The sequence below is a fragment of the Mesorhizobium sp. B2-1-3A genome (assembly GCF_006442655.1).
Taxonomy (GTDB): Bacteria; Pseudomonadota; Alphaproteobacteria; order Rhizobiales; family Rhizobiaceae; genus Mesorhizobium.
Map to the genome: position 1 here is coordinate 350,298 of NZ_VFWK01000001.1, position 21,643 is coordinate 371,940.

General features: G+C 64.4%; 13 protein-coding genes. 6 read left to right on the forward strand and 7 right to left on the reverse strand.

Features of this window, described 5'->3' with window-relative positions; genetic code table 11:
• Positions 1–9: 9 nt before the first annotated feature.
• The 6 genes from FJ977_RS01830 to hutI all read right to left on the reverse strand — a co-directional run bounded on the left by FJ977_RS01830 (position 10) and on the right by hutI (position 14,754).
• Positions 10–8,592 (reverse strand): glucoamylase family protein, encoded by an 8,583-nt coding sequence (locus tag FJ977_RS01830; RefSeq protein ID WP_140768020.1) that lies wholly within the window; start codon positions 8,590–8,592, stop codon positions 10–12.
• A 287-nt stretch (positions 8,593–8,879) separates the two neighbouring features.
• Entirely contained in the window at positions 8,880–9,458 is a 579-nt protein-coding gene (locus FJ977_RS01835) for a HutD family protein (protein WP_140768022.1), read from the reverse strand.
• A gap of 4 nt (positions 9,459–9,462) precedes the next feature.
• Positions 9,463–11,133: a urocanate hydratase gene (gene hutU / locus FJ977_RS01840; RefSeq protein ID WP_140769665.1), complete on the reverse strand. Its 1,671-nt coding sequence runs from the start codon at positions 11,131–11,133 to the stop codon at positions 9,463–9,465.
• A gap of 32 nt (positions 11,134–11,165) precedes the next feature.
• A complete protein-coding gene (gene hutG, locus FJ977_RS01845) occupies positions 11,166–11,984 on the reverse strand; it encodes an N-formylglutamate deformylase (RefSeq protein WP_140768024.1) in 819 nt (272 codons plus the stop codon).
• Positions 11,984–13,525, reverse strand: a complete 1,542-nt coding sequence (gene hutH, locus FJ977_RS01850) for a histidine ammonia-lyase (RefSeq protein ID WP_140768026.1) — start codon at positions 13,523–13,525, stop codon at positions 11,984–11,986. Before hutH ends, hutG begins: the two co-directional genes overlap by 1 nt.
• Positions 13,522–14,754 carry an imidazolonepropionase gene (hutI, locus tag FJ977_RS01855; RefSeq protein ID WP_140768028.1) on the reverse strand — a complete coding sequence of 411 codons (1,233 nt, stop codon included), beginning with the start codon at positions 14,752–14,754 and terminating at the stop codon, positions 13,522–13,524. The genes hutH and hutI overlap by 4 nt, the downstream gene beginning before the upstream one ends.
• Positions 14,755–14,852: 98 nt before the next feature.
• On the opposite strand from hutI, the gene FJ977_RS01860 reads away from it, so the two are divergent.
• Together FJ977_RS01860 and hutC are read left to right on the forward strand one after the other, a co-directional pair.
• Positions 14,853–16,208: a formimidoylglutamate deiminase gene (locus FJ977_RS01860; protein ID WP_140768030.1), complete on the forward strand. Its 1,356-nt coding sequence runs from the start codon at positions 14,853–14,855 to the stop codon at positions 16,206–16,208.
• Positions 16,209–16,214: 6 nt separating this feature from the next.
• On the forward strand, positions 16,215–16,961 hold the full coding sequence (gene hutC / locus FJ977_RS01865) for a histidine utilization repressor (protein WP_181179494.1): 747 nt from the start codon (positions 16,215–16,217) through the stop codon (positions 16,959–16,961).
• Positions 16,962–17,088: 127 nt separating this feature from the next.
• Here the strand turns inward: hutC and FJ977_RS01870 are convergent, their stop codons facing one another.
• Positions 17,089–17,433 (reverse strand): RidA family protein, encoded by a 345-nt coding sequence (locus tag FJ977_RS01870; RefSeq protein WP_140768032.1) that lies wholly within the window; start codon positions 17,431–17,433, stop codon positions 17,089–17,091.
• A 217-nt stretch (positions 17,434–17,650) separates the two neighbouring features.
• Here FJ977_RS01870 and aztA point away from each other — a divergent pair, with 217 nt between their 5' ends.
• From aztA to zigA, 4 genes are all read left to right on the forward strand, one after another.
• Positions 17,651–18,472 (forward strand): zinc ABC transporter ATP-binding protein AztA, encoded by an 822-nt coding sequence (gene aztA / locus FJ977_RS01875; protein ID WP_140768034.1) that lies wholly within the window; start codon positions 17,651–17,653, stop codon positions 18,470–18,472.
• Positions 18,472–19,347, forward strand: a complete 876-nt coding sequence (aztB, locus tag FJ977_RS01880; protein ID WP_140768036.1) for a zinc ABC transporter permease AztB — start codon at positions 18,472–18,474, stop codon at positions 19,345–19,347. Before aztA ends, aztB begins: the two co-directional genes overlap by 1 nt.
• Positions 19,348–19,375: 28 nt before the next feature.
• On the forward strand, positions 19,376–20,317 hold the full coding sequence (aztC, locus tag FJ977_RS01885; protein ID WP_140768038.1) for a zinc ABC transporter substrate-binding protein AztC: 942 nt from the start codon (positions 19,376–19,378) through the stop codon (positions 20,315–20,317).
• Between the two features lie 102 nt (positions 20,318–20,419).
• Positions 20,420–21,628: a zinc metallochaperone GTPase ZigA gene (gene zigA / locus FJ977_RS01890; protein ID WP_246682798.1), complete on the forward strand. Its 1,209-nt coding sequence runs from the start codon at positions 20,420–20,422 to the stop codon at positions 21,626–21,628.
• The last annotated feature ends 15 nt before the right edge of the window (positions 21,629–21,643 follow it).

Consider the following 21,643-nt stretch of genomic DNA (forward strand, 5'->3'; position numbering starts at 1 on the left):
CTACTGATTTTACGCCGGTATCTTGACCACGACCTCGGTCCGAGTGCCGGCTTTGGGCTCGAACGAAGCGGACTTTGTTTTCGAACCATCGACTTCAAGCGAGATCGTCTTGGTCTTTTTGTCGCGAATGACATCAACCTTGATCTCGGCGCCAAGCATCTTGAGCGTGGCCTGATAGCCATCCCAATGGCTGGGCAGTTTCGGCCGGAACGTGATCTGCTTCCCGCGCCGTTCGATGCCGAGGATGCCCTCAACCGCCGCCCGGTAGAGCCAGCCCGCCGAGCCGGTGTACCAGGTCCAGCCGCCGCGGCCGCCCTTGTCCTCTCCGGCATAGATATCGGCCGCGACCACATAGGGTTCGACGCGATAGTGTTCGGTCGAGGCCTCGTCGATTGCGTGGTTGACAGGGTTCAGCATCGAGAAGCAGCGATAGGCTTCGTCGGTCTGTCCCATCTCGGCGAGCGCGATGACGAACCACGTCGCAGCGTGGGTGTACTGGCCGCCATTCTCGCGGACCCCCGGCGGATAGCTCTTGATGTAGCCGGGGTCTTTCTGTGTCTTCGAGAAGGGCGGCGTGAACAGTTTGACGATCTTGAGCTTGTCGTCCACGAGCAGGCTGGTTGCCTGCCGCATTGCCGTCGTCGACCGCGCCGGGTCGCCCTCACCCGAAAGCACACTCCAGGATTGGGCGATAGAGTCGATCCGGCACTCTTCGGATGTGCGTGAGCCCAAGGGCGTGCCGTCATCGAAGCTGCCGCGCCGGTACCATTCGCCATCCCATGCCGTGCTTTCAAGCGCCCGCTTCAGCGCATCGGCATGCTTTGCCCAGGCCTGCGCGCGCTTGCTGTCGCCCTCGACCTTGGCGACGGTGGCGAAGTCGCCCAGCGTCTTCAGCAGGAACCAGCCCAGCCACACGCTCTCGCCCTTGCCGTGTTCACCGACACGGTTCATGCCGTCGTTCCAGTCGCCGCCAAGGATCAGCGGCAGGCCGGCAGGACTGCTGCGCTTGATGGCGAGGTCGAGCGCCCGCGCGCAATGGTCGTAGAGCGATACCGTCTTCTTCGAGATTTCCGGGGTGAAGAAGGCATCGTGCTCGCCCTCGCCCAGCGCCTGCCCATCGATGAATGGCAGCTGCTCCTTCAGGATCGCGGCGTCGCCGGTCACCGTCAGGTAGCGCGCCGTCGCATGGGCCAGCCACACCACATCGTCGGAGATCATCGTGCGCACACCGGCTCCGGTGCGCGGCAGCCACCAATGCTGCACATCGCCCTCCGGGAACTGACGCCGCGCGGCGTTGAGGATCTGGTCGCGCGCCAGCGTCGGATCATGCGCCAGCAGCGCCAGCGTGTCCTGCAACTGGTCGCGGAAGCCGAAGGCGCCGCTCGCCTGATAAAAGGCCGAGCGGGCGCGGATGCGGCAGGCAAGGCTCTGATAGGGCAGCCAGTGATTGACCATGGCGTCGAGCCCCTTGTCCGGCGTCTCGACCTGGATGGTGTCGAGGAAGCCGCGCCACTCGCGCTCGTTGTCGGCCAAGCGCTGGTCGAAATCCTTGTCCCGATGCCTTTGCACCAGCGCGCTCGCCTGCGCCGCAGAATCGGCATCGCCGAGCAGCCAGAGCAGCGTGACGTCGCCGCCGGCCGGGATCTCGATGTCGCGGGCGAGCGCCGCGCAGGGATCGTCTCCGGCCTCGACGCGACCCGACAGCGCCGCGCCGCTCAGCACCGCCTGCGGCAGCTCGCTGGACCCGTGCCGGCCGAGGAACTCGGAACGATCCGCCGTCACCGAATGAACAGCGGCATCAGCGGCGAGGAAGGCCACGCGCTCGCTGAAATCGAGCCCGTAGGGGTTTTGCGCCAGCAACGCGCCGGTCGCGCTGTCGCGGGAGGGAACGATGGTCGCCGCGGTGCGTGACCGGTGCCCGCCAAGCACCCATTCGGCATAGGCATAGACGCGCAGCCGCGCCGGTACCGAGCCGGAATTCTGGATGCGCAGCCGCGTGATCTTCACCGGATCAATGGGGTCCACGACATGGGTCAGGTCCATCGACAACGGCCCGCGCTTCGAGCGGAACGTCGAGAAGCCCTGCCCGTGCCAGGCCTCGTAGGTCATCGAGGGATCGCGCACCATGGCGGCGAGTGGCGAGAACGCCCTGCCGCTGGCCTGATCGTAGATATAAATGCCCTCGCCCGGTCGGTTCGAGACAGGATCATTCGACCACGGCGTCAACTGGTAGTCGCGGCTGTTGCGGCTCCAGGTGAAGGCGGCACCCTCGGCTGAGGTGTGGAAGCCGAACGAGGCGTTGGAGACGACGTTGATCCAGGGCTGCGGCGTGCTGCGCCGGCCAGCCAGGCGCACCACATAGTGCCGTCCGTCGCCGTCGAAGCCGCCAAAGCCGTTCCATTGATTGAGGCCAGTGCCATCGGCGCTGACATCCGCCACGGCCTGCGAGGCGAATGCATGCGCCGCTGGCGCCGGAATCTCGCGCAGCGTCGGCAACCCGGCCGGCACAAGCGCGTCGCGCGCCTGCAAGGCGGCCGCCTCGGCCCGCTCTATCTGATCGAAGATGGTGCCGTTGCGCGTATGCAGCACCACCCGGGCGACGGCGAGCAGCGTCTTGTAGGTGGTCTCTTCCATCAGGTCGCGGCGCACCGCGAAAATGTGCTGGCGGGGGCCTAGTTCCTTGCCGCGCAGACGGCTGTTTTCGCACAGCGTCTCGACTGCCCGCTGCAGGTCCTGGACATAGGACGAGGCCTGCTCGTTGACGACGACGAAGTCGATCATCATGCCGCGGGTGCGCATATATTCCTGGAAGCGCAGCGCCTGGGCTACGATTTCCAGGTCGGCTACGTCGCCGATCCTGACCAGGAAGATCGGAAAATCGCCCGAAATGCTGGTCGGCCACAGGCTCGACTGCTTGCCCAGGCCCGAAGCGATGGATTCGGCCGGCAGTCGCAGGAACGCATCGGGATAGATCAGATAGCGTGCCAGTTTCTGCACATTGGCGGCATCGGTCAGGCTGAGGCCCATATGGCGGGTCTGCACCTGGCTCCGCGTCCAGGCAAGCATCGCCTGGCGGGCAAAGCTCTCCTGATGGTCGAGCCGATTGATGGCCTCGTCCAGCTCGGCGCGATTGGCCCCGACCACGGTCCAGAAGGTCAGCGATATCTTCTTGTTGGCGGGCACGCGCACCTGGCGGCGGAGCGAGGCGATGGGATCGAGCGTGAAGCCGGAATGGCCGCCGAGTCTCGCGCCTGGATCGAAAGCGGCGGCATCGACGATGGAGCGGCCACGGCCGATGAAGGCACGCCTGTCGGTCTCGGCCTCCGCATCGCGCGCCGGTCCGGACGGATCGGTGACGAAATGCGCCAGGGTGATATCAGGCTCGCTGGTTTCGCGCTTGCGGCGCGTGGCGAAGATCGCGCCGTTGTTGGCCGCGATTTCGGTCTCCACGAACATCTTCGAGAAGGCCGGATGGGCGTTGTCGGAAGCCTCCGAACCCAGGACCAATTCGGCGAAGGACGTCACCTCGATGTGACGATCGGATGTGCTTTCATTGTAGAGCGTTATGCGACGGCCTTCGCCATTGCCTTCGGAAACGACGATGCATTCGACTTCGGAGCGCAACGTGCCGACCGATTTGACGAAGCTCGCCTTGTCGTCGGAAAACAGGGTCTGCACCTTCTCCTCGGCCGCGCGCTTGGGCTCCGCCGTTGCGGACCACCAGTCTCCGGTGCTGACGTCACGCAGGAAGATGTAGGAGCCCAGACGGTCCTCGACCGGATCCGGCTGCCAGCGGGTCACGGACAGATCGCCCCAGCGGCTGTAGCCGGAACCGGTCGCGGTCACCATCACCGAATAACGGCCATTCGACATCACATTGGTCGATCGCAACGCCCGTAACGGATCGAGCACGATGCGGGTGTCGGGGCTCTCGGTCTCGGTCTCGTCCTTGGCTCGCTCGTCCGCTTCGGTCCTGACGGTGGCGGTCGGGATGTCGCGCGGCGCCCTTTCCTGCAGCAGCAATTCAGCCGATTCAATAACCGGATCGCTGTGGAAACGGTCGCGCAGGCGACCCTCGAAGATCGCGTCGGCGACCGCCGCGATCGACATGCCCGAATGGTGCGCATAGTAATTCAGCACGACCGCGTGGTTGGTCCCTTCAGGCACGCGCTGCGGCGTGAAATCGACCGCATCGTAATAGCCATGAGGGCCAAGCGCACCGATCTCGCGCAGCCGGGACAGATTCTGCACGGCTTCGCGCGGGTTGAACTGCGCCGCCAGGATGGTCGCGTAGGGCGCGATCACCGTGTTCTGGCCAAGGCCGCGCTTCAGCCCAAGCCCGGGCACGCCGAAATTGGTGTACTGATAGGTCAGTTCCCGGTCGCGGGCATTGTAGGCCGCTTCCGAAATGCCCCACGGCACGTTCTTCTGGCGGCCGTACTGCATCTGGCGCTTGATGATCAGCTTGCTGGTCTGGTTGAGGATCGAACCTTGCGGCTCCTTCATCACCAGCGGCGGCATCAGATACTCGAACATCGAGCCCGACCAGGACATCAGCGCGCCCTGGAAGCCGATCTCGACGATTGGGCGGCCGAGCCGGAACCAATGCTCGGTAGGCAGGTCGCCCTTCGCGATGGCGAACAGGCTGGTCAGCCGCGCCTCTGAGGCGAGAAGGTCGTAGCAGCTCTCGTCGAGCTGGTGCTCCTCGACCCGGTAGCCAATCGACAGCAGCTTGCGTTCCGGCCGCATCAGGAAGGCGAATTCCATCTCGAAGGCGAAGCGACGCGTACGTTCGCGTAAGGTCAGGAGCTTGGCGCGCAGCGCCTCGACGGCGTTGTCGTCGCTGTGGGCGTCGTGGACATGCGCCTCGCAAGTCGCTTCCAGCCTTGCCGCCCAATCGACGATGACGTCGCTCTGTGCCGACACTGCCTCGGTGTGGATGGCGGTGGCCAGCTTGCGGATCTCGCCCGCCAGCACGGCAAGGTTGATGGTGCGGATCGAGGCCATTTCCGGCTGCGCCTTGATCGTCTCCACGGCACGCCGCATGCCGTCCAGGCGGTCAACGAGGCGCTGGCGCAAGGGCCGCAACTGGCGGCGATCGTCAGGCAACTCATCGAGGCTTTCGCTCAGAATGGTCACCGTGTCGAGAATGCCTTCGAAATCGCCCTGGAGGTGAACGGAAGGGGCTTCCGCCCACTCGGCACAGGCGGCTGCCACCGCCACCAGGTGGCCGGCGAGATTGCCGCTGTCGACAGCCGAGATATAAAGCGGGTAGAGCGGCTTCAGCGTCGTGGTGTCGTACCAGTTGAAGAGATGGCCGCGGTGGCGCGGCATGCTCTCGATGGTCGTCATCGTGGCGTCGATGCGGGTGATGGCATCGGACAGGCTGATCCAGCCGAAATCGCGCGCCGAGACGACCGACAGCAGGTAGACACCGACATTGGTGGGCGAAGTGCGCGGTGCCACGACCGGTGCCGGGCTTTCCTGGAAATTGTCCGGCGGCAGATTGTGGTGCTCCGCCGTGACGAAGCTTTCGAAATAATGCCAGGTGCGCCGCGCCACGGTGCGCAACGCATGGATGTCGGCCTGCGATATGCGCAGGCGATCCTCGGTTTCGGCCGAACGGCTGATCCAGCTGGCGATCGCCGGCGATCCGATCCAGAACAGGGCGAAGAAGAAGGCGACGAAGGCGCCGGTGGAATCAGCCAGCACCGGAATGGCGAGGCCGACGAAACCGATGATCACGGCGCCGTACATCATGCCGTAATAGGAACCGACATCATTGTCGCCGGCCTTGTGCGCCTGCGAGGCGGTGCGCCATTCCAGAAGGTTCTGGCGGCTGACGAACAGCCGGTAGAGCGTACGCACGATGGCATCGCCCATCATCCAGGCATTGTGCGCCATCAGCACGATCTTGAGCGCCACCATGGCGGTGCCAAAGGCGACGTCGCGCGCCAGCGCCGAGAAATGGCCGCGCGGCGTCTGGTCGCCGCTCTTGGGCAGGATGGCGTTGACGACGTCGAAGGTCGGCGCCATGAACAGGCTGAGGATGAGCAGCGCCTGCCACTGCGCGGCCTGCGTGAAGGGCAGCAGGGTCCAGCCGGCGATCGCAGCCATCACCCAGAAGATCGGCGTCAGCGAGCGGCGCAGGTTGTCGACCATCTTCCAGCGCGACAGGGCCGGAACGCCGGAGCGCGGATCGAGGATATAGCCCAGAAGCTGCCAGTCGCCGCGTGCCCAGCGATGGTGGCGCGAGGCGTCGACCGAGTAGCGGGTCGGATAGTCCTCGACCAGTTCGACGTCCGTGACGAGCGCCGCGCGCGCCAGCGCGCCTTCGAGCAGATCGTGGCTGAGGATGGTATTTTCCTCGATGCGGCCCTGCAGGGCCGCCTCGAAGGCATCGACGTGATAGAGGCCCTTGCCGGTGAAGGAGCCGTCACTGAACACGTCTTGATAAAGATCCGAGACGGCGAAGACATAGGGGTCAAGGCCGCGATTGGCCGAGAACACGCGCTGGAAAAACGAGGCCTCGTCGCCTGATGTCAGCGAAGCGGTGATGCGAGGCTGCAGGATCGTGTAGCCGGCGGTGACGACGCGCCTGGTGGCGTCGAAATGCGGTCGGTTGAGCGGATGACAGAGCTTGCCGACGAGGCTCGCCACGGCATCGCGGGTCGTGCGCGTATCGGCGTCGAGCGTCATCACATGGACGACTTTCTCCGGCAGCGGAACATCCAGCGGCAGGAAGGTGGTGTCGCTGTCACCACGCAGCAAGAGGTCAAGCTCATGCAGCTTGCCTCGCTTGCGCTCCCAGCCCATCCAGGACCCTTGAGCCGCGTTGAAAAGCCGGCGGCGGTGCAGGATGTAGAAGCGCGGCGCGCCTTCCGAGGGATAGCGGGCGTTGAGACGGGCGATCTCGGCGCGGGCGTATTCGAGGATCTCGGTATCGGCGGCATCGATCTCGATCTTGCTGTCGGGCCAGTCCGACAGCAGCGCGAAATGGATCTCGTCCACCAGATTGGCGAGGTAATGGACTTCGATGTTGCGGATGTTCTCCTCGACATCGTCACGCGAGCCGATCAGCGAGGGGACGACCACAAGGGTGCGCGCCTCGGGCGGCACGCCGTGCCTGTAGTCATAGCCGATCAGGCGTGTCGGCTTGAGGAACAGCGAGACCACGGTGTTGAAGAAGGCGAGCGCGCCCTCGCTCGCCGGCACGGCAAACAGCGCCAGCATCAGGACGATCGAGGTTACCGAGAGGCCGAGGTTAGCCAAGGCATTGCCGGTGAGGACAAGAAGCAGGGCGGTCAGCGCGAAGACCGGCAGGACGATACCAAGCCATCCGGTCTTGGCGAAGGCCCGCTTGACTGTCTGGCTGATCGTCGGCCGATAGCCGATCGCCTTTTCCAACTCCAGACGGCGCGGACCGACGAGATAGAAACCGACATCGGTGTGAGTGGATGCCGGCGGCGTATCACCCTCTTCAGTGCTGCCCGATCCTGTCTCGCCGGTGGCGTGGCCGGCCAGTTCGATCGCCTTTTCGGCAACGCGGTATTCCGACAGGTTGGAGCGGCGCGCCAGTTCCTCGATCGCGGTCCGGTATTGGTCGCGGGAGAAGAAGTCGAGCGCGGCGAAATCGGTGCGTTCGCGCAACACGGTATCGATGCGGCTGACGCCCTCGAACCATACTGTCCAGTCGACGTCGTTGATGAGGCGCAGGCCGCGGATGATGTTGCCGGTCGTCACATTGCCGCTGGACAGCGTGTGATGCTCGGAGATGATGATCTCCTCGGCATCGGAGCCGGTCTTTTCAAGCTCGCCTTCCAGCCATTCCAGGGCCTTGCCGGCGTTCTGCGACCCGTCGCGCAGGCGATAGAGAAGCTGGGTGGCAAAGGTGGTGTCCTGCGCGTGGGCGCTGAAATTGGCCAGGATCGCCTGCCGGTCGGCGCTGTCGTCGGTCGCCAGCACCTTGTCGGCCACATCGTTGGCGATCTGGCGCATCTGGCGGGTGCGATTGACCCTCACCGCCAGCCGGCGGAGATTCTCGATCAGCACGAAGCGCAGAAGCGACGGCAGCGCCCAGAGTTCACCGATCTTCAGCGGCTCGACCGACTGAAAGCCTTGGACGATGGACTTGAACATGGTCGCGGAGACGGAACTGTCCGAATGCGCGACATAGGTCCAGGCCAACGCCAGCGCACGCGGCACGGTGCCGCCATCAGGTAGTTTCAGAGTCGGTAATTGCCGGTAGAAGCGGCGCGGCAGGTCGCGCTTGACCTGGAAAATGGTTTCTTCGACGAGGTAATTGTTGTCGAGCAGCCATTGCGCGGCCGGGGTGATCGTTTCGCCCTTGGCCTGCGCCGCATTGGTCGAGCGATAGACTTCGAGGATCTTCTTGGCGCTGTCGCGGATACGCGCCTGGAAGTCGAACGGAATAAGCCCGAACAAGTCGGTAAGATCGCCTTTTGCCAGGCTTTCGCCGAGCAGCCGGAGCCGCTCCTCCGGCAGGAATGTCGACCTTATCGGCTCTTCCGTGATGGCCGGGAAGCTGGCGCTGGTCTTCTCGATCTGGGCTGGGTTCGTCTGAATATTCATTGAAAATTCCGTAAGCGGGCACTCAGCGGCGTCACCGCCACGGCAATGGCCCTAAAACCGGTTCAAATGCAATTGGTTGCATAATCCCACTTGCCGAAAGTTTGTTTCCGCACCGCGACAGGGCGTCATCTCTCGGCAAAATTCCAAGACGAGCGCCCCTCTTCCCGTCGAGATCGATCGGCGGAGAGGATTCGGGCTTTTTCGTGATGCCGGCAAGAGCTTACGCTATATTTCACCGGCAGCACGATCATGTTTGGAAACAGGCGGTAACCGTTGGCGCGAAGGCGTCAGGCAGCGATCGTTATACGGATCACGAACACCGTCGTATCCCGAGCAGCCTCAATCCGCAGCGCGGAGGCATCCGGCCCGAGCAGCAGCGTGTCGAGCGGCCCGAGGCGAATTGACCCAGCCTCGGGGAAAGCGGCTTCGCCCTTGTGACAAAGGATGAGAGTCGAAGCGGCTTGGGTCGCGATTTCCGCAGGCCGCGAAATCACCAGACGCTCAACCGAATGCAGCTTGCGGCCACGGCGGGTCATGACGTTGAGATCGGTGATCGGGCCGGCGATCAGGGCGGCGCTGGTCGGCTGGTCGGCTGGAAAGGAAAAAGGCCGGGAAGCCGGTGTCAGCCGCGCCGCCGGCAGGCCGGCGATATCAAGCACGATGCCCTCGCCCTCCAGCACCGACAGTGTGCGGTCGATGCCGGCAAAGGTGGAGAATGGCCCGCTGCCCTCGACACGGGCCATCGAGACGCGCCAGTCGAAGTCATCGAGGCCCGCCCCGTCGGGTGAAACGGCGATCTCGGTCGTCGTGCCGCCGCCGTTCTTCCACGGCATGACGCGGTAGTCGGCGGCACGAAGAATGCGCATGATCTCAGCCGAGAATGCCGGGCAAGTTGAGCTGATGCTCCTTGGCGCACTCGATGGCGATGTCGTAGCCGGCATCGGCATGCCGCATGACGCCGGTCGCCGGGTCGTTCCACAGTACGCGCTCCAGGCGCCTGGCGGCATCGGGCGTGCCGTCGGCGACGATGACCATGCCGGCATGCTGCGAAAAACCCATGCCGACGCCGCCGCCATGGTGCAGCGACACCCAGGTGGCGCCGGACGCGGTGTTGAGCAGTGCGTTGAGCAGCGGCCAGTCGGACACGGCATCGGTGCCGTCCTTCATCGCTTCGGTCTCGCGGTTCGGCGAAGCGACCGAGCCGGAATCGAGGTGATCGCGGCCGATGACGACCGGCGCCTTGAGTTCGCCCTTGGCGACCATCTCGTTGAAGGCGAGGCCGAGCCGGTGGCGGTCACCCAGGCCAACCCAGCAGATGCGGGCCGGCAGGCCCTGGAAGGAAATGCGCTCGCGCGCCATGTCCAGCCAGTTGTGCAGATGGGTGTTGCCAGGCGTCAGTTCGCGCACCTTGGCGTCGGTCTTGTAGATATCTTCCGGATCGCCGGAGAGTGCCGCCCAACGGAACGGGCCGATGCCGCGGCAGAAGAGCGGGCGGATATAGGCCGGCACGAAGCCGGGAAAGGCGAAGGCGTTCTCGAAACCTTCGTCCTTGGCGACCTGCCGGATGTTGTTGCCGTAGTCCAGCGTCGGCACGCCGGCGTTCCAGAACGCCACCATCGCCTCGACATGTTCGCGCATGGAAGCGCGCGCCGCCTTCTCGACCGCCCTCGGGTCGCTGACGCGCTTCTCGCGCCACTCGGCCATCGTCCAGCCCTTGGGCAGATAACCATTGATCGGGTCGTGGGCCGAGGTCTGGTCGGTGACCATATCGGGGCGGATGCCGCGCCTGAACATTTCCGGCACGATCTCTGCGGCATTGCCGAGCAGTCCAACCGACTTCGCCTCGCCGGCCTTGGTCCAGCGCTCGATCATTTCCATCGCTTCATCGAGCGTCTCGGCCTTTTCGTCGACATATCGTGTGCGCAGGCGGAAATCGATCGAGTCCGGATTGCATTCGATCGCCAGGCAGCAGGCGCCAGCCATGACGGCGGCGAGCGGCTGGGCGCCACCCATGCCACCAAGGCCGCCGGTCAGGATCCATCTGCCCTTGAGATTGCCGCCATAATGCTGGCGGCCGGCTTCCACGAAGGTCTCGTAGGTGCCCTGCACAATGCCCTGCGTGCCGATGTAGATCCAGGAGCCGGCCGTCATCTGGCCGTACATCATCAGACCTTTCTTATCGAGCTCGTTGAATTTCTCCCAGGTCGCCCAGTGCGGCACGAGGTTCGAGTTGGCGATCAGCACGCGGGGCGCATCGGCATGGGTGCGGAACACGCCGACCGGCTTGCCGGATTGCACCAAAAGTGTCTCGTCTTCACCAAGCGTCTTCAGCGAGGCAACGATGCGGTCGAAATCATTCCAGGTGCGCGCCGCCCGGCCGATGCCGCCATAGACGACCAACTCGTTGGGATTTTCGGCGACGTCGGGGTCGAGATTGTTCATCAGCATGCGCAGCGGCGCTTCGGTCGTCCAATACCTGGCGTTGAGCTTGTCGCCGCGCGGCGCACGGACTTCACGGATGTTGTGGCGGGGATTGTTCATCATTGTCCCTTTCAAGCAAGACGGGCGGCGCGTCAGCGCCTTGCCCAGTCGATCGCGGTTTCGAGGATGGTCTTCAGCGTCGCGCGGATCGGCGCCGCATAGGTGGCGTCGTAAGGGACCGGCCAGTTCTCCGGCGACCCCTTCTGCGACGGCTCGCGCATATAGCCACGGTTGGAGAGCTCCATCTGCAGCGCATGAACACCGTTATGCGGCTGGCCGAAGCCGCGGGTGATCGAGCCACCCTTGAAGCGACCGTTGACCACCCAGGTCTCGCCGGTCGCAGCGAGGATGGCGGCGACCTTATCCTGAAGAATGGGGTCGGTGCTCTTGCCGTCATTGGTGCCGAGATTGAAGACCGGCAGCGTGCCTTCGAACAGCCGCGGCAGCACCGAGCGGATCGAATGGCAGTCGTAGAGTACGATCTTTTCATGCATGCCGCGCAGCCGGCCGATCTCGGCCTGCAACGCGGCATGATAGGGCTTGAAATAGGTTTCGCGGCGCTGATCAATCTCGGACGGGGTCGGCTCCTCGCCCATGCGATAAAGCGGATCGCCGTCAAATGTGTCGGTCGGGCAAAGTGTGGTCGTGGTCTGTCCGGGATAAAGCGAAACGCCTGAGGGGTCGCGGTTGACGTCGATCACGGTGCGCGAAATGGCGGTGTGCACGACGGTCGCACCGAGGTCGTTGGCGAAGTCATAGAGCTTGTCGATCCACCAATCGCAGTCGCGGCGGCCGAGCCAGGGCGACACCAGCCGGCTTTCAATGCCGGCAAGGTCGATGCCGGTGTGCGGGATCGACACCAGCAGCGGCGCGGTGCCTTGGCTGACGGTTAGCCAGGGTGTGGCGGCCATCATGCCGCTCCCGCAATCGACGGCAGTGCCACCGCGCCGGCGGCCTTCACGGTCGCGCCACTGCGCACCATGGCGATTGCCTTCTCCATGTCAGGGTGGAAATGCCGGTCATTGTCGAGATGCGGAACTTCGGCCCGGACCAGTTTGCGCACCGCTTCGAGCGCGGCACTCGACGCCAGGGGCGCATGGAAATCGCAGCCTTGCGCGGCGGCCAGCAACTCGATGCCAATCACCGCCGTGGCATTCTCGACCATGCCGATCAGACGGCGCGCGCCGTGCGCGGCCATCGAGACATGGTCTTCCTGGTTGGCCGAAGTGGGGATGGAATCGACTGATGCCGGATAGGCCTTCTGCTTGTTTTCCGAAACGAGTGCGGCCGCCGTCACCTGCGGGATCATGAAGCCGGAGTTCAAGCCGGGCTTCGGTGTCAGGAAGGCCGGCATGCCGGACAGTGCCGGGTCGACCAGCATGGCGATACGGCGTTCCGACAACGAGCCGATCTCGCAAACGGCAAGCGCGATCATGTCGGCAGCAAAGGCCACCGGCTCGGCGTGGAAATTGCCGCCGGAGAGCGCGGTGTCGTCCTCGGCGAAGATCAGCGGGTTGTCGGTGACGCCGTTGGCCTCGGTTTCGAGCGTATCGGCGGCCTTGCGCAGCACGTCGAGCGCGGCACCCATCACCTGCGGCTGGCAGCGCAGGCAATAGGGATCCTGCACGCGCTCGTCGCCGACGCGGTGCGACTCGCGGATGGCACTGCCGGCCATCAGATTGCGCAGCGCGTCCGCCGTCTCGATCTGGCCACGGTGCTTTCTCAAGAGATGAATGCGCGGATCGAACGGCGCGTCGGACCCCTTGGCGGCATCAGTCGACAGCGCGCCGGCGACCAGCGCCGATTGGTAGAGAACCTCAGCGTCGAACAGAGCGGCCAGCGCATAGGCGGTGGAAAACTGCGTGCCGTTGAGCAGCGCCAGACCTTCCTTGGCGCCAAGCGTCACCGGCTCAAGGCCGTGCGAGACGAAGGCGACCTTGGCAGGGAAGCGGCCATGCGGAGTAAAGCATTCGCCGACGCCGATCATCACCGCCGTCATATGCGACAGCGGCGCGAGGTCGCCGGAAGCGCCGACGGAGCCTTGCGCCGGCACAACGGGGATGACGTCGTTGGCGAGCATCGCTTCCAGCAACTCGATGGTTTCGGGGCGAACGCCAGAGGCGCCCTGCGCCAGGCTGGCAAGTTTCAGCGCCATCATCAGGCGGGCAACAGCAACCGGCATCGGTTCGCCGACGCCGGCGGCATGCGACAGAACGATGTTGCGCTGCAAGGTCTCGAGATCGCCGGCGGGGATACGCACGCTGGCCAATTTGCCGAAGCCGGTGTTGATGCCATAGACCGGCTCGCCCTTCGCGACGATCCTGGCGACAGCCTCAGCGCTCGCCTTGATCTTCGGGCGGCACGCATCGTCCAGCCTCAATGCGGCGCCACGGTAGATGGCTCGCCAGTCGGCCAGCGTCGCATTGCCGGGCTTCAAGGTCAGTTCGGTCATTGTCCTCTCCAGATGCGGGCATGAAGCGGGTTGAAGCCCATGCGGTAAACGAGTTCGGCTGGGCGCTCGATGTCCCAGATCGCCAGGTCGGCGGATTTCCCCGCTTCCAGCGTGCCGGTTTCTCCCAACAGGCCCAGCGCGCGGGCTGCCTCGCGGGTAACGCCCGCCAGACATTCATCGACCGTCAATGCAAACAAGGTCGCCGCCATGTTCATGGTCAGAAGCAGCGAGGTCAGCGGCGAGGTGCCGGGATTGTTGTCGGTGGCGACAGCCATCCTGACACCATGCTGGCGGAACAGGCCGATCGGCGGCTTCTTCGTCTCGCGAATGAAGTAATAGGCGCCCGGCAGGATCGTGGCCACGGTCCCTGATCTGGCCATCGCCACGGCGCCGGCCTCATCGGTGTATTCGAGATGATCGGCCGACAGCGCGCCATAGCGCGCGGCGAGCTCAGCGCCATGCAGGTTGGACAGTTGGTCGGCGTGGAGTTTTACGGGAAGACCGGCTGCCTTGGCGGCGTCGAACACGCGTGCCATCTGTTCCGGCGAGAACGCTATGCCTTCACAAAAACCGTCAACCGCGTCGGCCAGACCTTCGGCGGCAACCGTCGGTACGATGGTTCCGGCAACAAGGTCGATGAAGGCGTCCTTGTCGCCCTTGGCTTCGGGCGGCAGCGCATGGGCGGCCAGACAGGTCGTGCGGATCGTCACCGCCCGTTCGCCGCCCAGCCGGCGGGCGGCGCGCAGCGACTTCTTCTCATTGTCGACATCGAGACCGTAGCCCGATTTGACCTCGACCGACGTGACCCCCTCGGCCATCAGCGCATCGAGGCGGGGCAGCGTCTGGGCGACCAGTTCGTCCTCGCTGGCGGCACGCAAGGACTTGACCGAGGACACGATGCCGCCGCCGGCCCTGGCGACTTCCTCATAGGTGGCGCCAGCCAGCCGCATCTCGAACTCGTTGGCACGATTGCCGGCATGGACCAGATGGGTGTGGCAGTCGATCAGGCCGGGCGTGATCCAGCGGCCCTCGCAATCGACCGTGTCGCCCCGGGCAAGCGCCGAGGGCATCTCGGATTCCGGCCCGGCGTAGACAATGCGGCCATCCCGCGCGGCGACGACGCCATGCTCGACAATACCGAGACCGGCGGAACTTTCGGCCAAGGTCGCCAGGCGCGCATTGCGCCAAACACGAAGATCCCCTGCCCGGCTTTTGCTCTCTGCAGCCATCATCTTTTCCGTTTCAATCGGTGGCGATTATGTATATACATATTGAAACGCACTGCAAGTGCCATCATCGCATGAGAGACGGGAAAGCGGAGAGAAAAGTGACTGACATCTTTGCGGAACAGGCGCTTCTTCCCAATGGCTGGCACAACAATGTGCGGATCACCTGCGCCAACGGACGCATCACGGCCGTTGCGTCCGGGGCCACCGCGTCAGCCGGAGACGAGCGCCATTCCGTCCTGTTGCCCGGCATGCCCAATCTGCACAGCCACGCATTCCAGCGCGGCATGGCTGGTCTTGCCGAGCTTCGCGGCCCCTCCGCCGACAGTTTCTGGAGCTGGCGCGAGGTGATGTACCGTTTCGCACTGTCAATGACGCCGGACCAAGTCGAGGCGGTTGCGGCCCAGCTTTATGTCGAGATGCTGGAAGCCGGTTTTTCACGCGTCGGCGAATTCCACTACCTGCACCACGACCGCGACGGAAACCCGTATGCCAATCTCGCCGAGATGGCCGAGCGCATCGCGGCCGCGGCTGGCGAAACCGGCATCGGCCTGACGCTGCTGCCGGTGTTTTACGCGCACTCCTCCTTCGGCGGCGCAGCGCCAAATGAAGGCCAGCGCCGATTCATCAACGATGTGAATCGGTTCTCCCGGCTTGTTGAGAAGGCTGGCGAATCGGTTCGCGCGTTGAATCAAGCCGTCGTCGGTGTCGCGCCGCACAGCCTGCGCGCCGCGACGCCGGAAGAACTGGCCCAGGTTGCTGCCTTGGCTCCAAATGGACCGATCCACATCCATGTCGCCGAACAGGTCAAGGAAGTCGAGGACTGCCTGGCCTGGTCCGGCGCGCGGCCAGTCGAATTCCTGCTTGGCCATGCCGATGTCGACCAGCGCTGGTGCCTGATCCATGCCACCCACATGACCGACACCGAAACCACAGGCATGGCCAGGAGCGGCGCCATCGCCGGTCTTTGCCCGATCACCGAGGCCAATCTCGGCGACGGGACGTTCGCGGCGCCGCTGTTCAGGGAGCATGGCGGCCGCTTCGGTGTCGGCTCCGATTCCAACGTGCTGATCGGCTTGCCCGACGAATTGCGCCAGCTCGAATATTCTCAGCGCCTGGCGCACCGCGCCCGCAACGTGCTGGCGGTGGCCGGCGGCTCGACCGGGCGGGCGCTGTTCGACGCGGCGCTTGAAGGCGGTGGCGTCGCGCTCGGTGCCGGTGCCTCGCGGATCGTCGTCGGCGCGGCCGCCGATCTCGTCTCGCTCGACGCCAAGGCCCCCTCGCTGGCCGGCAAGTCCGGCGACGCCATCCTCGACGCCTGGATCTTCGCCAATGGCAGCAAGGTCGACTGCGTCTGGGTGCATGGGCAGAAACAGGTCAGCGGCGGCAGGCACCTGAAGCGAGACGTGGTAGGCGAGCGATTCCGCAAAGTGATGACGGCGCTGTCCGAAGGCTGATCCCAGATGAGCATGGCCGAAACGACCGAGATCGAGGACAGCGAGACCGTCTCGCTGCACCAGCGCATCCTCTCCGATATCCGCGAAAAAATCCTGTCCGGGGCCTGGGCGCCCGGTCACCGCATCCCGTTCGAACACGAGCTGACCGCCGAATACAAATGCTCGCGCATGACGGTGAACAAGGCGCTGTCGCAGTTGGCGAAGGCCGGCCTGATCGAGCGCCGTCGCCGTTCCGGCAGTTTTGTACGCCAGCCGCAGTCGCAGGCGGCGGTGCTGGAACTTCACGACATCAGGATCGAGGTCGAAGCGCTCGGCCTGCCCTATCGCTACGAACGGCTGGAGCGCCTGAAACGGCGCGGCAGCGCGGAGGACAGAGCGCTGCTAGGGCTGTCCGCGGCAGGGCCATTGCTGTGGGTCGAAGGCCTGCATTTTGCCGGCGAGCGGCCGTTCGCACTCGAGCAGCGCCTGATCAATCTTTCGGCTGTTCCGGAAGCGGGGGACGAAGAGTTCCTGGAAATCGCCGCCGGGCCTTGGCTGATCGGCCGCGTGCCCTGGAGCGAGGCCGAACACCGCATCCGCGCCATGGCCGCGGATGAGAGCGTTGCCGACGCGCTCGACATCGATCCCGGCGCGCCCTGCCTTGTGGTCGAGCGCCGCACCTGGAGCGCGGAACATCCAGTCACCCATGTCCGGTTTGTCTATCCCGCGGAAAGCCACACGCTGGTGGCGAGGTTTACGCCGTCGCAGGGGTAGCGCCTCTTCACCCTCCCCCTCGTGGGGAGGGTCGCTGCGAAGCAGCGGGGTGGGGGCGGCGCCAGCCCCCCACCCGGACCTGCGGTCCGACCTCCCCACAAGGGGGGAGGTAGAAGGCGGCCGTGCCTTAAATCGCCGCCGTAATAATGATCTCGACCAGATATTCCGGGCCTGCGAGCTTGGCTTCGCCGGTGGCGCGGGCGGGAGTGTGGCCCTGCGGCACCCACTTGTCCCATTCCGAATTCATCTCGGCGAAGGTGCCCATGTCGGCCAGCCAGATGATCGCCTGAACGATCTTGGTCTTGTCGGTGCCGGCCTTGGCCAGCAATTCGTCGATGGCCGCCAGAATATCACGGGTCTGCGAGGCGACGTTGCCGCCGGGTTCGCCGACCTGGCCGGCCAGATAGACCGTGTTGCCGTGAATGACGATCTGGGTCATGCGCGGGCCAACATCGATGCGTCGAATGCTCATGGGAGGTTCCTTCCTGTTATGGGTGGCGACTGTTTAGAGTTGCGGTTCGCTTCGGGCAAGGCCGCCGGGGCCAAATCCCCTTGGACCAGCAAGGGTGAGATTCACGGCAAGTTGAGCCGCCGTTCGCAATTCCGCCCGATTGGCTTGTTGACTAATGTAATAACATCACATATCCAAACCGCCACCCCTGCCGGACATGGCATCGCCACGGAACGACATGACCCAGACCTGCCTGACATTCCGTGACCTGACGCTGGGCTACAACAGTCACCCGGCGATCCATCACCTCGACGGCGCGATCCGCAAGGGCTCGCTGACGGCCGTGGTCGGCGCCAACGGGTCCGGCAAATCGACGCTGATGAAGGGTATTGTCGGCGTGCTGAAGCCGATGGCCGGCGAGGTTGTTCGCGCACCCGGCGTGCGTGCCGCCTACCTTCCCCAGCAATCCGAACTCGACCGCTCCTTCCCGGCGCGCGTTGTCGACCTTGTCTCGCTGGGGCTCTGGCCGAAGCGCGGCATGCTCGGCCGCTACACATCGGAGGATCGCGCGGCGGTCAGTCAGGCGCTGATGGCGGTCGGCCTTGGCGGCTTCGAAAAGCGCCCGATCGACACGCTGTCGGGTGGCCAGTTGCAGCGCACGCTGTTCGCCCGTGTGCTGTTGCAGGATGCCGACCTCATCCTGCTCGACGAACCGTTCAACGCCGTCGATGCCAAGACTGTCGGTGACCTGATCGCCCTGATCAAGCGCTGGCATGGCGAAGAACGCACCATAATGGTCGTTGTCCATGATCTCGATCTGGTCCGTCAGAATTTCCCGGAAACCCTGCTTTTGGCCCGCCAGCCGATCGCCTGGGGCGAAACGCGCGAGACGCTGAAGCCGGAAAATCTGCTACGCGCGCGCCGCTTCCATGAAGCCTGGGAAGAAAACGCGCCCTGGTGCGAACCGAACGAGCACACCGACGATGATGCGCATGGCCACGATCATCATGGCCACGATCACGACCACCATCATCATGGCGCCGGACCGAGGGCTGCCTGATGGACACGCTCTATGGTCTTTTCATCGCGCCCTTCGCCGATTTCGCCTTCATGCAGCGGGCGCTGTTCGGCTCGCTGATGCTGTCGCTCGGCGCGTGTCCGATCGGCGTCTTCCTTATGCTGCGGCGCATGAGCCTGTCGGGTGACGCCATGGCGCACGCCATCCTGCCGGGTGCGGCCGCAGGCTTCCTGTTCTATGGCCTCGAAATCCTGCCGATGACCATTGGTGGCCTGATCGCAGGCGTCATCGTGGCGCTCGGCGCCGGCGCCGTCTCGCGCTTCACCATCCAGCGCGAGGACGCCTCGATGGCGGCCTTCTACCTGATCTCGCTCGCCATCGGCGTGCTGATGGTCTCGATCCGCGGCTCCAGCGTCGACCTCATGCATGTGCTGTTCGGCACCGTGCTGGCGCTCAACAACGAAGCGCTGACGCTGATCGGCGGCATCGTCGTGGTAACCCTGGTGAGCCTCGCCGTCTTCTGGCGGGCACTGGTCGCCGAATGCCTCGATCCGCTGTTCCTGCGTTCGGTCAGCCGCATGGGCAGCCCTGTGCATTTCATCTTCCTTGGCCTGGTCGTGCTCAACCTCGTCGGTGGCTTCCAGGCGCTGGGCACCTTGTTGTCCGTCGGGTTGATGATGCTGCCGGCGGCCGCCGCCCGCTTCTGGACGGTGCGCGTCGAGCCGATGTGCGTGCTGGCCGTGCTGATCGGCTTTGCCTCCTGCATCGCCGGGCTGCTTTTGTCCTATCACGCCTCGCTGCCGTCCGGCCCGGCCATCATCCTGTCGGCCGGCGTCGTCTATTTCGCCTCGATCCTGTTCGGCACGCGCGGCATTCTGCGCGCGCGCATCATCCATCACCGTCACAGAACGGCCTGATCCCCGCCCCTCGAAAGGAGACCCGCTTATGCTGAAATCAATCCGTGCCGCCCTGGCGATGAGCGTTATAACATTAACTGCCTTTGGCGCTTCCTCGGCCTTCGCGGCACCGCTGAAAGTGGTCGCCAGCTTCACCGTCATCGCCGATTTCGCCAGGAATGTCGGCGGCGACCGGGTCGACATCACCACCATCGTCGGGCCGGATGGTGACGCCCATGTCTATGAGCCGAGCCCGGCCGACGCGGTTGCCATGGCCAAGGCCGACATCGTGCTGGTCAACGGCCTGCACTTTGAAGGCTTCTTGCAGCGGCTGGTCGATGCCAGCGCCACCAAAGCCTCTATCGTCACCTTGACCAAGGGCGTGACGCCGATCGACTTCAAGCCCGAATTCGCCGACGCCGACGCGGCCGAAGGCGCCGGCACCGGCGGCGGCAAGACCGTCACCGATCCGCACGCCTTCCAGTCGATCGCCAATGCCAAGATCTATGTGAAGAACATCGCCGAGGCCTTCTGCGCGGCCGACAGCGAGGGCTGCGTCAGCTACCAGACCAATGCCGCCGCCTACACCAAGAAGCTCGATGCGCTGGAAGGCGAAGTGAAGGCGGCGATCCAGTCGATTCCCGAAGCCAAGCGCGTCGTCATCACCTCGCATGACGCCTTCGGCTATTTCGAACACGAATACGGCCTGACCTTCCTCGCCCCGCAAGGCATCTCGACCGACTCTGAACCGTCTGCCGCCGATGTCGCCAAACTGGTCGAGCAGGTGAAGCAGGACAAGGCCGCGGCCATCTTCGTCGAGAACATCACCAACCCGCGGCTGATCGAGCAGATCGCCAGCGAGACCGGCATCAAGGTGGGCGGCACGCTCTATTCGGATGCGCTGTCGCAGCCCGATGGCCCGGGCTCGACTTATATCGACATGATGCACAACAACATCCGCCAGATCAAAGGCGCCATCCTCGGCAGTTGAGGAGCGCCGTGCGCGGAAAGGCGGAGCCAGTCTCCGCCTTTTTTAGCATTCAACACGTAATAAAATAATATAACAGATCGACTAAAATCCCGGAACCCAATCATGAATAAGATGCCCGGTCTCAAACGCCTTCCCGTCACCGTGCTTTCCGGCTTCCTCGGCGCCGGCAAGACCACGCTGCTCAATCACATATTGTCGAACCGCGAGGGCCGCCGCGTCGCCGTCATCGTCAACGACATGAGCGAGATCAATATCGATGCCGAACTTGTGCGCGATGGCGCCGACCTGTCGCGCACCGACGAGAAACTGGTGGAGATGTCGAATGGATGCATCTGCTGCACGTTGCGCGACGACCTGTTGAAGGAGGTCCGCGCACTCGCCGAACAAGATCGCTTCGACTATCTGCTGATCGAATCGACCGGCATCTCCGAGCCCCTGCCCGTCGCCGCGACCTTCGATTTCCGCGACGAGCATGGGAACAGCCTGTCCGACGTCGCCCGCCTCGACACGATGGTGACCGTGGTCGACGCGCTCAATCTGCTCAAGGATTATTCTTCGTCGGATTTCCTCAAGCAGCGTGGCCAGTCGCTTGGCGAGCAGGACGGCCGGGCGCTCGTCGACCTTCTGGTCGAGCAGATCGAGTTCGCCGACATCGTGGTGCTGAACAAGATCGGCGTGGCGAGCCCGCACCAGCGCGACATGGCAAGGCTGATCGTGCGGGCGCTCAACCCCGGTGCCGAGATCGTCGAAGCCGATTTCGGCAAGGTGCCGCTCGACAAGGTGCTCGCCACAGGCCGCTTCGATTTCGACAAAGCGCAGCAGAATCCGCTCTGGTTCAAGGAACTCAACGGTTTTCGCGACCATGTTCCCGAGACCGAGGAATACGGCATCCGTTCCTTCGTCTACCGGGCGCGAAAACCGTTCGAGCCGGCGATGTTCCAGACCTTCATCGGCCGCGCATGGCCGGGCGTGGTGCGGGCCAAAGGCTTCTTCTGGCTGGCGACACGGCCGCGCCATGTCGGCGAAATGAGCCAGGCGGGCGCACTGGTGCGGACCGAAAAGCGCGGCCTGTGGTGGGCTGCCGTGCCGCAAAGCCGCTGGCCCGACCATGCCGAATGGCGTCAAAGCATGGCGCCCTATCTCGACCCTGTCTGGGGCGATCGCCGCCAGGAACTGGTCTTCATCGGCTGCGAACCGATGGATGAGGCGCAAATCCGCGCCGAACTGGACGATTGCCTGGTCGACGCCGAGGATTTTCGGCCTGAACAGTGGCGAGCGCTGCCCGATCCGTTCCCGGCTTGGGCAGCCTGAGTTGGATTCTCGGCG